The sequence below is a fragment of the Burkholderia sp. AU27893 genome, assembly GCF_002223205.1.
Lineage (GTDB): Bacteria > Pseudomonadota > Gammaproteobacteria > Burkholderiales > Burkholderiaceae > Burkholderia.
On sequence record NZ_NKFD01000001.1, the window covers coordinates 1,027,006 to 1,039,398 of the forward strand.

At 68.5% G+C, this 12,393-nt stretch carries 11 protein-coding genes; 2 read left to right on the forward strand and 9 right to left on the reverse strand.

What is annotated here, in order from left to right:
- Window positions 1–15 precede the first annotated feature (15 nt).
- A complete protein-coding gene (locus CFB47_RS04790) occupies window positions 16–1,572 on the reverse strand; it encodes a UbiD family decarboxylase (protein ID WP_089460550.1) in 1,557 nt (518 codons plus the stop codon).
- Window positions 1,573–2,168: 596 nt separating this feature from the next.
- On the opposite strand from CFB47_RS04790, the gene CFB47_RS04795 reads away from it, so the two are divergent.
- Window positions 2,169–3,281: a transglycosylase SLT domain-containing protein gene (locus tag CFB47_RS04795; protein WP_089460551.1), complete on the forward strand. Its 1,113-nt coding sequence runs from the start codon at window positions 2,169–2,171 to the stop codon at window positions 3,279–3,281.
- A gap of 101 nt (window positions 3,282–3,382) precedes the next feature.
- Here CFB47_RS04795 and CFB47_RS04800 read toward each other — a convergent pair whose 3' ends face one another.
- The 8 genes from CFB47_RS04800 to CFB47_RS04835 all read right to left on the reverse strand — a co-directional run bounded on the left by CFB47_RS04800 (window position 3,383) and on the right by CFB47_RS04835 (window position 10,866).
- Entirely contained in the window at window positions 3,383–4,579 is a 1,197-nt protein-coding gene (locus CFB47_RS04800; protein ID WP_089460552.1) for a pyridoxal phosphate-dependent aminotransferase, read from the reverse strand.
- A 73-nt stretch (window positions 4,580–4,652) separates the two neighbouring features.
- Window positions 4,653–5,090: a transcription antitermination factor NusB gene (gene nusB / locus CFB47_RS04805; RefSeq protein WP_021157083.1), complete on the reverse strand. Its 438-nt coding sequence runs from the start codon at window positions 5,088–5,090 to the stop codon at window positions 4,653–4,655.
- A complete protein-coding gene (ribH, locus tag CFB47_RS04810; RefSeq protein ID WP_039371042.1) occupies window positions 5,087–5,602 on the reverse strand; it encodes a 6,7-dimethyl-8-ribityllumazine synthase in 516 nt (171 codons plus the stop codon). The genes nusB and ribH overlap by 4 nt, the downstream gene beginning before the upstream one ends.
- Before the next feature lie 53 nt (window positions 5,603–5,655).
- Entirely contained in the window at window positions 5,656–6,798 is a 1,143-nt protein-coding gene (ribBA, locus tag CFB47_RS04815; protein WP_089439431.1) for a bifunctional 3,4-dihydroxy-2-butanone-4-phosphate synthase/GTP cyclohydrolase II, read from the reverse strand.
- 191 nt (window positions 6,799–6,989) lie between these two features.
- Window positions 6,990–7,508 carry a DUF1993 family protein gene (locus CFB47_RS04820; RefSeq protein WP_069247362.1) on the reverse strand — a complete coding sequence of 173 codons (519 nt, stop codon included), beginning with the start codon at window positions 7,506–7,508 and terminating at the stop codon, window positions 6,990–6,992.
- Window positions 7,509–7,803: 295 nt separating this feature from the next.
- On the reverse strand, window positions 7,804–8,925 hold the full coding sequence (gene ribD / locus CFB47_RS04825; RefSeq protein WP_089455762.1) for a bifunctional diaminohydroxyphosphoribosylaminopyrimidine deaminase/5-amino-6-(5-phosphoribosylamino)uracil reductase RibD: 1,122 nt from the start codon (window positions 8,923–8,925) through the stop codon (window positions 7,804–7,806).
- 15 nt (window positions 8,926–8,940) lie between these two features.
- Window positions 8,941–10,224, reverse strand: a complete 1,284-nt coding sequence (gene hemL, locus CFB47_RS04830) for a glutamate-1-semialdehyde 2,1-aminomutase (protein ID WP_089460553.1) — start codon at window positions 10,222–10,224, stop codon at window positions 8,941–8,943.
- A 177-nt stretch (window positions 10,225–10,401) separates the two neighbouring features.
- Window positions 10,402–10,866 carry a hypothetical protein gene (locus tag CFB47_RS04835; RefSeq protein WP_011351244.1) on the reverse strand — a complete coding sequence of 155 codons (465 nt, stop codon included), beginning with the start codon at window positions 10,864–10,866 and terminating at the stop codon, window positions 10,402–10,404.
- A gap of 247 nt (window positions 10,867–11,113) precedes the next feature.
- Between CFB47_RS04835 and CFB47_RS04840 the strand changes: the two genes are divergently transcribed.
- Complete coding sequence (locus CFB47_RS04840) at window positions 11,114–12,331, forward strand: Bcr/CflA family multidrug efflux MFS transporter (RefSeq protein ID WP_089439433.1); 1,218 nt, start codon at window positions 11,114–11,116, stop codon at window positions 12,329–12,331.
- Window positions 12,332–12,393: the final 62 nt, after the last annotated feature.

Below are 12,393 nucleotides of genomic sequence, written 5' to 3' on the forward strand. Positions count from 1 at the left end.
GCCGGCCGCATGGCATCAGAGGCCGATCTCCTGCCAGAGCCGGTCGACGCGCGCCTTCACGGCCGCATCCATCTCGATCGGGCGGCCCCATTCTCGGCTGGTCTCGCCGGGCCACTTGTTGGTCGCGTCGAGGCCCATCTTCGAACCGAGACCGGCCACCGGCGACGCGAAGTCGAGATAGTCGATCGGCGTGCTGTCGACCATCACGGTGTCGCGCACGGGGTCGACGCGCGTCGTGATCGCCCAGATCACTTCCTTCCAGTCGCGGATGTTCACGTCCTCGTCGACGACCACGATGAACTTCGTATACATGAACTGCCGCAGGAAGCTCCACACGCCGAACATCACGCGCTTCGCGTGGCCCGCGTAGCTCTTCTTCATCTGGACGATGGCCATCCGGTAGCTGCAGCCTTCGGGCGGCAGGTAGAAGTCGGTGATCTCGGTGAACTGCTTCTGCAGCAGCGGCACGAACACCTCGTTGAGCGCGACGCCGAGCACGGCCGGCTCGTCAGGCGGCTTGCCCGTGTAGGTCGAGTGGTAGATCGCGTCACGGCGCATCGTGATGCGCTCGACGGTGAACACCGGGAACCACTCCTGCTCGTTGTAATAGCCGGTGTGGTCGCCGTACGGGCCTTCGAGCGCGTGCTCGTACGTGGCGGACGCATTGCCGGCCGGGCGCGGCGGTGCGCCGGCCGGAGCCGGGGCAGGGGTACCTTCCTGCGGATAAATGAAGCCTTCGAGCACGATCTCCGCGCGTGCGGGCACCTGCAGCGTGTCGACGCCGGGCGTCAGGCACTTCGCGAGCTCGGTGCGGCTGCCGCGCAGCAGGCCGGCGAACTGGTATTCGGACAGCGAATCGGGCACCGGCGTCACCGCGCCGAGCGTCGTGGCCGGATCGGCGCCGAGCACGACCGCGACCGGGTACGGCTTGCCGGGGTTCCGCAGCGCGAATTCGCGGAAGTCGAGCGCGCCGCCGCGATGCGCGAGCCAGCGCATGATCAGCTTGTTGCGGCCGATCAGCTGCTGGCGGTAGATCCCGAGGTTCTGCCGCGACTTGTTCGGCCCGCGCGTGACCGTCAGGCCCCACGTGACGAGCGGCCCGGCGTCGCCCGGCCAGCAGGTCTGGATCGGCAGCCGGTTCAGGTCGACGTCGGCGCCTTCCCAGACAATCTCCTGGCACGGCGGCGACGACACCGATTTCGGCGCCATGTCCCACACGGCCTTCGCGAGCGACAGCAGCTTGCCGGCGTCCTTCAGGCTCTTTGGCGGATCGGGTTCCTTCAATGCGGACAGCAGGCGCCCGAGATCGCGCAGCGAGTCGAGCGCGGCGTCGTCGCCCGCATCGACGCCCATCCCGAGCGCGACGCGGCGCGGCGTGCCGAACAGGTTGCCGAGCACCGGGAAGTCGTAGCCGGTCGGCGCGTTGAACAGCAGCGCAGGGCCGCCGGCGCGCAGCACGCGGTCGCACAGCTCGGTCATTTCGAGCACGGGCGACACGGGCTGCGTGACGCGCCGCAGTTCGCCGAGCGCCTCGAGGCGCTGGATGAAATCGCGTAAGTCTTTGTATTTCATGAAGAGGGTCCGGGCCACCCGCCAGGCGGGCAGCGATGGGTGGGCGCAGCGGCCGGCTGCGACCCCGAATCGACCGACGATTTTACCCGCGCCGCCGCATGCCCGCCCGGCGGAGAAAAAAGTCGACTGCGCGCAAACCCCCTACGGCACGGGGATTGCGTTCTGAAGAGTACTGTTAAATTACTTTTTGTTATGATTTCAATGTTTTATAGTGTTGACGATCTATAAAACCCTGCTAGAATCCGCTCACATTGGCTGCAGGGTAAAAGGCTTCGAGCCGCCAATCACCGATCTTTGACGCAGCGCGTCACCGTCCGCCGAATCCTGCACGGCGTATCCGACGGCTTTAGTCGTAGTCTCAGCCAGCGCCACCAGACGCTGGTTTTTTGCGTGGGTGCCACCGCGTATGCCCGCCTCGCCCAGTGTGCGAAGGTGCCGGCCCTCTTACACCGTGGCCTCGAACGGTACTTATACCGTTTCCCCGATGTCTGCACGCCCCAACCAAAGCGTGCGGCGTCGTGATTCCGCGGCGCGTTACCTGTCTCGCCATCGAGCTGAGCGAGCCGCACGAGTCATGTTCATGGGAGATGATCTGAATGAACGCTTGGTTATCGTGGCGTCCTAGTGAGCAGCATGCGCAATTCGTGCGCAGCATGCTGCGTCGCGGGACGCGTGTCAGTCACCATCTATTCAGCGTTGTCGGCTGTCTCGCGGTCGCAGTGGCGCTTGCACTGTGGCTGCTGCCAACCGTCCGCGGCACGCTGGCCGCGAAGCTGATGCCGGTCGTATCCGCGGCCGTGCAAGCCGGCCCGGCCCGTCTGCTGACCGGCCATCCGCTGCCGAACTTCGCGCCCGCCGGCGCGCAGCCGCAGCAGGAAGAGAACAGTCCCGAAACGGACGCGCTTGCGGTCGGCCTCGATGTCGCACCGGAAGCTGCCGCCGCGCAGGGCGATGCGTCCGACCCGGCCCGCAACGGCCCGTCGCCCGTCGCGCTGGCGAAGCTCATCCCGACCCAGCGCGTGGCCGCCGATGCGCGTGACGACCGTGCGCTCGCATCGAATCGCGAACAGGCGCTCGTCGCGACCTACCTGTCGCGCCGTTACCGCGTCGCGCAGGAGCCGCTCGGCCAGCTCGTCAAGGCTGCGTTCCAGACCGGCCGGGACGTCGGCCTCGATCCGCTGCTGCTGCTGTCCGTGATGGCGATCGAATCGGGCTTCAACCCGTACGCCGAGAGCGGCGTCGGCGCGAAGGGGCTGATGCAGGTCATGTCGAAGGTCCATTCCGACAAGTTCGAGTATTTCGGCGGCACCGATACCGCACTGCAGCCGCTCGCGAACCTCCAGGTCGGCGCGCTCGTACTGAAGGACTGCATCGCACGCGGCGGTTCGCTCGCGAACGGCCTGCGCCTGTACAACGGCTCGACGAACCCCGACGACAACGGCTACGGTTCGAAGGTGATGGCCGAGCGCGGTCGCCTGCGTGACGTCGCGCGGGGTCGTAGCGTGCCGGTCAATGCGCCGCAGGCGCTGGCGAAGCCGATCGTCACGGCCGCCGCCGTGACGGCAGCCGCAGGCGGCGCGAAGCGCGTGCATGCGACGCTCGAAACGTCGGCGAAGTCGGCGGCATCGAAGGAAGCCACGTCGCAGGACGACGCGAGCGTCGACACCGCGAAGCAGTCGCACGGCGATCGCTCGGAGCTTGGCGCGTAACTTGCGCACGGCTTCAGCCAGCAGGATGTGAAAAAGGCACCCGGATCGGGTGCCTTTTTGCTTTTGCGGGGTGCGGAATTGGCCGCCGCGCCGGCCGCGTGTCAGTACTGCCCGAACAGTGTCGCGAGCCGGTCGACCGCTTCCTCGAGCCGCGAGTAGGCCGTCGCATAGGACAAGCGGATATAGTCACGCGGCGCATGGACACCGAAGTCCATGCCGGGCACCAGCACGACGCCCGCGTCGTGCAGCATCGCCGTCGTGAGCGCGGCGCTGTCGCCGGCCGCCGGGTGGTCGACGCCGCCGCAGTGCGCATACACGTAGAACGCGCCGTCCGGCATCACGGGCACCGTGAAGCCGAGCCGTTCGAGCGCCGGTGCGATGAAATCACGCCGGCGCTTGAATTCGAGCCGGCGGGCTTCGTAGATGTCGAGCGCGGCCGGCTCGAAGCACGCGAGCGCCGCGTGTTGCGCGAGCGCGGACGGGCAGATGAACAGATTCTGCGCGAGCTTCTCGAACGTGCCGACCAGCGCGGGCGGCACCACCAGCCAGCCGAGCCGCCAGCCCGTCATGCTGAAATACTTGGAGAAGCTGTTCACGGTGACGACGTCGTCGCCGAACGACAGCGCCGACACGGGGGCCGCGTCGTAGCTGAGCCCCTGGTAGATCTCGTCGACGATCGTGAAGCCGCCGCGTGCGCGCACGGCTTCGACGATCCGCTTCAGTTCGTCGGGTTCGAGCGACGTGCCGGTCGGGTTCGACGGCGACGCGAGCAGCACGCCGCGCGTGCGGTCGCCCCAGCGTGTGCGGACGTCGTCCTCGGTAAGCTGGAAGCGCGCATCCGGGCCGCTCGGCACGAGTACCGCGCGGCCTTCGGCCGCGGCGACGAAGTGCCGGTTACACGGATACGACGGGTCGGGCATCAGCACCTCGTCGTCGCGCCCGACGAGCGCGAGGCACGCGAGCAGCAGCGCGGCCGACGCGCCGGCCGTCACGACGATCCGTTCCGGGCTGATCGTGAGGCCGTACGCGCGTGCGTAGTGCGCGGCGATCGCCTCGCGCAGCGGTGCGATGCCGAGCGCGCTCGTATATTGGGTGACGCCACGGCGCAGCGCGGCCGCGGCCGCTTCGACGACCGGCTCCGGTGCAGTGAAATCCGGCTCCCCGATGCCCATGTGGATAACATCGCGCCCGGAGGACTCGAGACGCTGTGCCTCCTTCATCAGTTCCATCACGTAGAAGGGCTGGATCGCGTCGACGCGTGCGGCGAGTCTGACGAGCGAATCGGTGGCGGTATTCATCGGGCGGGCAGGGCGAGGGGGGCGGGGCAAAAGAAAAAACGGGCGCATGCGCGCCCGTTCCGGATCAACGGGTTCAGCCGTTGCGGCGCGCCTGCGTTTCGGCGGGGCGCAGCTTCGCGGCGAGCTTGTCGAGCACGCCGTTCACGTACTTGTAGCCGTCGGAGCCGCCGAACGTCTTCGCGAGTTCGACAGCTTCGTTGATGATCACGCGGTACGGCGTTTCGACGTGGTGCGTGAGCTCGAACGTGGCGATCAGCAGCACGGCGCGTTCGACCGGCGACAGCTGGTCGATCGGGCGGTCGAGCGACGGCGTCAGCGCTTCGACGAGCGTGGCGTGCTCGCGGATCACGCCGTGCAGGATCGCGTCGAGCAGCTCCTTGTCGGCCTTGTCGTAACCGAGCGCGCCGCGCAGTTGCGCGTCGATCTCGCCGGAGGATGCGTTCGACAGCAGCCACTGGTACAGCCCCTGCGTCGCCAGCTCGCGCGATTGTCGGCGGGCGCTCTTCTTCATGCGCGCTCCTCTTCGTCGTCTTCCTCTTCTTCGTCCTCGTCGTCATCGCCGAGCTGGTCGAGGGCCATCGTCAGGTTGGCCATCTCGACGGCGACGCGTGCGGCGTCACGACCCTTTTCGGTCATGCGCGCGACGGCCTGCTCGTCGTTTTCGGTGGTCAGGACCGCGTTCGCGATCGGCAGGTTGAAGTCGAGGCCGATGCGGGTGATGCCCGCGCCGCTCTCGTTCGACACGAGTTCGAAGTGGTAGGTCTCGCCGCGGATCACCGCGCCGAGCGCGATCAGCGCGTCGAACTGGCCGCTTTCGGCGAGCTTCTGCAGCGCGAGCGGGATTTCCAGCGCGCCGGGCACCGACACGAGCAGCACGTCTTCACCGGTGACGCCGAGGCGTTCCAGTTCCTCGACGCACGCGTCGGCGAGGCCGTTGCACACGGGCTCGTTGAAGCGCGATTGCACGATGCCGATACGCAGGCCGTCGCCTTCGAGATTCGGTTGGTATTGTCCGATTTCCATGATCTTGTCCGTGGTGTGGATGAACGGTTATAGGGCGAAAGCGCCGTGGCGGGTTACGCGTTGGACGCCGGGCAGGACTTGGCTTCGCCGCCGGGCATCGGAATGAAGCCCGTGACTTCCAGTCCGTAGCCGGACATGCTGCCCAGCTTGCGCGGATTCGACAGCACCTGCATCTTGCTGACCCCGACATCGCGCAGGATCTGCGCGCCGATGCCGAACGTCTTGAAATCAACCGGCCGGCGCTTGAGCACAGCGGCCTTTTCTTCCTCGTCGAACGCCTTGAAGACGTCGATCAGGTGTTCCTTCGTGTCGCCGCAGTTGAGCAGCACGATCACGCCGAGGTCGCGCTCCGCGATCTCGCGCATCGCGGCGTCGAGCGTCCACGAGTGCGTCGACACGCCCGTCTCGAGCAGGTCGAGCACCGACAGCGGCTCGTGCACGCGCACCGGCGTATCGACGTCCGGCGACGGCGTGCCGCGCACCAGCGCGATGTGCGGCGAGCCGCTCGGCTGGTCGCGGTACAGCACCGCGCGGAACGTGCCGTGCGCGGTCTGCATCGTGCGCTCGGCGATCCGCTCGATGATCGATTCGGTGCGGCTGCGGTACTGGATCAGGTCGGCGATCGTGCCGATCTTCAGGTTGTGTTCCTGCGCGAACTCGATCAGGTCGGGCAGGCGCGCCATCGTGCCGTCGTCCTTGATGATCTCGCAGATCACCGCGGCCGGCGTGAGGCCCGCCAGCGCGGTGAAGTCGCAACCGGCCTCGGTGTGGCCCGCGCGCACGAGCACGCCGCCCGGCTGCGCCATGATCGGGAACACGTGGCCCGGCTGCACGATGTGCTCGGGGCGCACGTCATGTGCGACCGCCGTGGCGATCGTGTGCGCGCGGTCGGCGGCCGAGATGCCGGTCGTCACGCCTTCGGCCGCTTCGATGCTGACCGTGAACGCGGTGCCGTACTGCGTGCCGTTGCGGTAGGTCATCAGCGGCAGGTGCAGCTGCTTGCAGCGTTCCTGCGTCAACGTCAGACAAACCAGGCCGCGGCCGTACTTGGCCATGAAGTTGATCGCTTCCGGCGTGACGAATTCGGCGGCGATCACGAGGTCGCCCTCGTTTTCGCGGTCTTCTTCGTCGACCAGGATCACCATCCGGCCGGCTTTCAGCTCGGCGATGATGTCGAGCGTGGAGGCGAGCGTCATAAGGGGGCGTGAAAGAGGAAAGTGCGTATTTTACGCCAGCCGGACGACGTTTCGGCTGGCGCGGACCGCGCGCGCCCGGCGAGCGCTCCGGAAAGCGCTGCGGCCGGCCTGCGCGGCAGGCCTGGCGGGGCCGCCGCGCATTGGCGCACGTGCGTGCGGACGGTGGCGGGCCGGGCTTGCCCGGCCGCGCGTCACGCGTGCTGGTCGCGCCCGCCCAGGTAGTCGAGCTTGCCGAGCTCGACGCCGCTGTGGCGCAGGATGTCGTACGCGGTCGTCACGTGGAAGAAGAAATTGGGCAGCACGAAGTTCAGCAGGTACGACTGGCCGGTGAACTCGATCGGGCCGACGCGCATCTTCAGCACGATCTGGCGCGCCTCGCTGCCGTCGATCTGCGCGGCGTCGAAGCTTTTCAGATAGTCGATCGTCTTCTGGATGCGGGCGTGCAGTTCGTCGAAGGTCTGCTCGACGTCCGGGTAGCTCGGGATTTCGACGTCGGCGAGGCGCGCGGCGCAGCCCTTGGCCGTGTCGGTCGCGATATAGACCTGGCGGACGAGCGGCAGCATGTCCGGGTACAGGCGGGCGCCGACGAACACCGACGGATCGATCTGCTTTTCGGCCGCATGGGCCTGCGCCTTGCCGAGAATGTGCTGAAGATTGGTCAGGCCACGGATCAGGACAGGCACCGAGGCCTGATACATCGAAATGGACATGGGGACGACTCCTTGAGGAAGAGGGTGACCAATACGCGGCGCGCCGTGCGTTGCGGCGCTGGAACCGCTGTCGACGCATCTTAGCGCGGCGGCATGACCCGTGCGCGTCGTTGGCCATTCGGCCAGCTGTCGGGGCAGGTGGGCGAGCGACGAGCGCACGCGTCGTGGCGTCGGCCGGCGACGCGCGGCGCGAAATGGGATCGGAGATCAGGTGGATCGAGAACGCGCAGCTGCCCGCGCGATCCTCGACCGTGTCGACGGTCAGGCTCACGCCGTTGAGCGCGACCGACCCCGTTCAGTGCGCGGCGTCGGCCGGCGCGAAGCGCGCGAGGATCCGCAGGTCGTCGCCGACCCGCTCGAATCCGTGGAACGACAGCCGCGTACGCGCGTCGAGGTTCGCCGGCGCGGCGAGGTCGAACATGCCGGCCGCATCGGCGCCCAGCAGGCTCGGTGCGAGGTAGACGAGCAATTCGTCGACGCACTGCTCGCGCAGCAGCGAGCCGTTCAGCTTGTGGCCGGCCTCGACGTGCAGCTCGTTGACGCCGCGCGCGCCGAGCGCCGCCAGCATCGCGGGCAGGTCGACCTTGCCTTGCGCGTTCGCGATCGGCACGATTTCCGCGCCACGGGACTTCAGCACGTTCGCGCGCACTTCGCCGGCGGCGTCGAGCCGGCCGCAGAAGATCAGCAGCGGCGCGCCTTCGAGCAGCCGCGCGTCGAGCGGCAGGTCGAGGCGGCTGTCCACCAGGATGCGCTGCGGCTGGCGCGGCGTGTCGATGCCGCGCACGGTCAGCAGCGGGTTGTCTTCACGCACGGTGCCGATGCCGGTGAGGATCGCGCAGGCGCGCGCACGCCATGCATGCCCGTCGAGGCGCGCGGCCTCGCCGGTGATCCACTGGCTTTCGCCGGACGGCAGTGCGGTGCGGCCGTCGAGCGACGCGGCGGTCTTCATCCGCACCCACGGGCGGCCGCGCGTCATGCGCGACACGAAGCCGATGTTCAGTTCGCCCGCTTCATGCGCGAGCAGCCCGCAGCGCACGTCGATGCCCGCGTCGCGCAGCATGCCGAGACCGCGCCCCGACACCTGCGGGTTCGGGTCTTCCATCGCGGCGACGACCTTCGCGACGCGCGCTTCAATCAGCGCGTTCGCGCACGGCGGCGTGCGGCCGAAGTGGCTGCACGGCTCGAGCGTCACGTAGACGGTCGAGCCCGCGACGTCGTGGCCGCGTGCGCGCGCATCTTTCAGCGCCTGCACTTCCGCGTGATCCTGGCCGGCCGGCTGCGTGAAGCCTTCGCCGATCACGTCGCCGTCCTTGACGATCACGCAGCCGACACGCGGGTTCGGCGCCGTCGTATACATGCCGCGCGCGGCGAGCGCGAGCGCGCGCTGCATGTGGGCGAAATCGATGTCCGAGAACATGCGCGCGGCCCCGGGTCAGGCAGCGAGTGCCGCGAATGCGCGGCGCGCGGCCGCGAGCGTCGCGTCGATCACCGCATCGTCGTGCGTGCTCGACACGAAGCCGGCTTCATACGCGGACGGCGCGAAGTACACGCCTTCGTCGAGCATCAGGTGGAAGAAGCGGTTGAAGCGCTCGGTGTCGCTCTTCGTCACTTCGGCGAAGCTGGTCGGCACGCGTTCGGCGAAGTAGAGGCCGAACATCGCGCCGATCGAGTCGGCCGCGAACGGCACGCCGGACGCACGCGCTTCGGCCGCGAGGCCGTCGGCGAGACGCTTCGTCTGCGCGGTGAGCGCGTCGTAGAAGCCGGGCGCCTGGATCAGCTGCAGCGTCTTCAGGCCCGCGGCGACCGCGATCGGGTTGCCCGACAGCGTGCCGGCCTGGTAGACGCCGCCGAGCGGCGCGAGGTGGGCCATGATGTCGCGGCGGCCGCCGAACGCGGCAGCCGGCATCCCGCCGCCGATCACCTTGCCGAGGCAGGTGAGGTCGGCCGTGATCCCGTAGTACGCCTGTGCGCCGCCGAGCGCGACGCGGAACCCGCACATCACTTCGTCGAAGATCAGCACGGCGCCGTGCTTCGTGCACAGCGCGCGCAGCGCGTTCAGGAATTCCGGCGTGCCGCGCACGAGGTTCATGTTGCCCGCGACCGGCTCGACGATCACGGCGGCGATCTCGTCGCCGAACGCGCCGAACGCTTCCTCGAGCGCGGCGACGTTGTTGTATTCGAGGACGGTCGTGTGCTTTGCGATGTCGGCGGGCACGCCGGCCGACGTCGGGTTGCCGAACGTCAGCAGGCCCGAGCCGGCCTTCACGAGCAGGCTGTCCGCGTGGCCGTGGTAGCAGCCCTCGAACTTGACGATGCGGCTGCGGCCCGTGAAGCCGCGCGCGAGACGCAGCGCGCTCATCGTGGCCTCGGTGCCGCTCGACACCATCCGCACCTGCTCGATCGACGGCACGAGCTTGCAGATTTCCTCGGCGATCTCGATCTCGGCTTCGGTCGGCGCGCCGAACGAGAAGCCGTCGGCGAGCACGTTCTGCACGGCCGACAGCACTTCCGGATGGACGTGGCCGACGATCATCGGGCCCCACGAGCCGATGTAGTCGATGTACTGCTTGCCGTCGGCATCCCAGAAATACGGGCCTTGCGCGCGTGCGACGAAGCGCGGCGTGCCGCCGACCGAACGGAATGCGCGCACCGGCGAGTTGACGCCGCCGGGAATGGTCTTCTGGGCGCGTTCGAAGAGGATCTGATTGTTGGACATGGACGAAACCTGCGAGAGAAGGGCGCGGGGGCCTGTGCACGGGCCGCGGCGCCTGGGCGGAACGATCGTCCGATTGTACCGGAGACGCGCGCGGCCGGCCCGCGGCGCGGTCTGCGGCGTATCGGCGCGCGAGGGGGCGCGCGGGCCGGGAAGGGCGAGCGGTCGATTCGGCCCCGTTTATCGATCCGGCAACGGGGGCGGCTTGCGCTTGCCGGTCAGCTCGGCCCAGCGCTTCTCGAGCGGGCCTTCGACCATCGGCTTGATCACCGTGCCGGAGCTTTGCGCGTCCCAGGTCTGCACCGAGTACGGATGGACCCGTAGCGCGTCGCGCGCGATCACGACGTCCTGGTGCGCGTCGACCAGCCAGTCGTACACGAAGTCGATGCACAGCCGGTAGCCGCGCTTCGTCGACGGATCGGGTACCTCGTACGGCGCGCGCGTCACGTAACCGGAGCCGAACACGCCCTTGGGCTCCTTCGCGACGCGATGCAGGAACACGCGGTCGCCCGGCAGGATGCCGCGCGCGAAGCCGCAGCCCCACACGTCATGCACGGCCTCGCCGGCCTTCACGCGCGCGGCGACGTCGGGCAGTTCGGGCCACGGCCACTTCTTGGGGCTCCAGATCAGCAGGAAAGCGGTCATCGATTCGGTCGTGCGCTGTATTGGTCAGACAAGAAGGGGTGAGTCGCTGCAAGCTTAATCGAATCCGGCGCTCGATCCCGCGCGGCGGGTACCGTGCAGTGCCTTTCGGGCCCACTGCGCACTCGGCAGCCTGCACGAAAAAAAGTTGCGCGTACAATCATGGGCCTGGGCGTGCCGTTCGCGGCGCGGCCTCCCGTCTTCACCGCCACGCGCGCCCCGATGCGCGCGGGCTCCATTCCGGATACCCATGTCTCACGTCATCCGACGCCGGCCCGATGCCCGGCTGATCCTGTTGCTCGGCGCGCTCGCCGCCTGCGGGCCGATCGCTACCGACATGTACCTGCCGAGCCTGCCGTCGATCGCCGCCGGCTTCTCCGTCAGCGCCGGCGCCGCGCAGCGCACGCTGACGAGCTTCATGGCCGGCTTCTCGATCGGCATGCTGCTGTACGGCCCGCTGTCCGACACGTGGGGCCGCCGGCCGGTACTGCTCGGCGGCATCGCGCTGTTCACGCTTGCGAGCATCGGCTGCTTCGTGTCGACGTCGATCGACATGCTGATCCTCGTACGCTTCCTGCAGGCGCTCGGCGCCGGCGCGGCGTCGGTGCTGTCGCGTGCGATCGCGCGCGACGCGCACGAGCCGACCGACGCGGCGAAGGTGCTGTCGATGGTGGCGATCGTCACCGCGGTCGGGCCGCTGCTCGCGCCGCTGATCGGCGGCCAGATCCTGCGCTTCTCCGGCTGGCGCGGCGTGTTCGTCGTGCTGGCCGTATTCGGCGCGGTATGCGCGGCGACCGCGTACCTGCGCGTGCCCGAAACCTGGCCGAAGGAGCGGCGCAAGAGCGCGGCCGTGCTCGCGTCGTTCGCGTCGTACGGGCGCATCCTGTCCGATCCTGTCGCCTGGGGGCACATGCTGTGCGGCGGGATGGCGTTCGCGTCGATGTTCTCGTACATCACCGCCACGCCGTTCGTGTACATCGAGTATTTCCACGTGTCGCCGCAACACTACGGGCTGCTGTTCGGCCTGAACGTCGTCGGCATCATGATCGGCAACTTCGCGAACACGCGGCTCGTCGGCCGCCTCGGCTCGCTGCGCATCATCGCGGCCGCGTCGCTCGTGAGCTGCATCGCGTCGCTCGCGGTCGCGCTCGTCGCGTTGACGGGGTGGGGCGGGTTGTGGTCGATCGTCGTGTGCCTGTTCTTCGTCGTCGGCGTGGTCGGGATCCTGTCGGCAAACTGCACGACCGACCTCATGCATCGCTATCCGCACAACGCCGGCGCGTCGGCGGCCGTGTTCGGCGCGATGCAGCTGGCGCTCGGCGCGCTCGCGAGCGTCGCGATCGGCGCACTCGCGGACGGCACGCCGTTCGCGATGGGCGTGACGATCGGCGTGTCGGGGGTGCTGTGTTTCGCCGGCCGCTTCCTCGTGCTGCGCTGGCACGGGCGGCCCGTCAAGGCGGGCGCCTGATCCGCGGCCTGACGACAGCATGAAAAACGCCACCGCGCGCGCTGCGCCGGTGGCGTTTTTGT

What these genes read in the sequence shown, in the direction of transcription:
- nusB (WP_021157083.1), bottom strand. Translation starts at nt 5,090, where the DNA reads ATGAAGAAGAGCGCCCGCCGACAATCGCGCGAGCTGGCGACGCAGGGG.
- CFB47_RS04790 (WP_089460550.1), bottom strand. Translation starts at nt 1,572, where the DNA reads ATGAAATACAAAGACTTACGCGATTTCATCCAGCGCCTCGAGGCGCTC.
- CFB47_RS04820 (WP_069247362.1), bottom strand. Translation starts at nt 7,508, where the DNA reads ATGTCCATTTCGATGTATCAGGCCTCGGTGCCTGTCCTGATCCGTGGC.
- ribBA (WP_089439431.1), bottom strand. Translation starts at nt 6,798, where the DNA reads ATGACGCTCGCCTCCACGCTCGACATCATCGCCGAGCTGAAAGCCGGC.
- hemL (WP_089460553.1), bottom strand. Translation starts at nt 10,224, where the DNA reads ATGTCCAACAATCAGATCCTCTTCGAACGCGCCCAGAAGACCATTCCC.
- ribH (WP_039371042.1), bottom strand. Translation starts at nt 5,602, where the DNA reads ATGGAAATCGGACAATACCAACCGAATCTCGAAGGCGACGGCCTGCGT.
- CFB47_RS04800 (WP_089460552.1), bottom strand. Translation starts at nt 4,579, where the DNA reads ATGAATACCGCCACCGATTCGCTCGTCAGACTCGCCGCACGCGTCGAC.
- CFB47_RS04795 (WP_089460551.1), top strand. Translation starts at nt 2,169, where the DNA reads ATGAACGCTTGGTTATCGTGGCGTCCTAGTGAGCAGCATGCGCAATTC.
- CFB47_RS04840 (WP_089439433.1), top strand. Translation starts at nt 11,114, where the DNA reads ATGTCTCACGTCATCCGACGCCGGCCCGATGCCCGGCTGATCCTGTTG.
- CFB47_RS04835 (WP_011351244.1), bottom strand. Translation starts at nt 10,866, where the DNA reads ATGACCGCTTTCCTGCTGATCTGGAGCCCCAAGAAGTGGCCGTGGCCC.
- ribD (WP_089455762.1), bottom strand. Translation starts at nt 8,925, where the DNA reads ATGTTCTCGGACATCGATTTCGCCCACATGCAGCGCGCGCTCGCGCTC.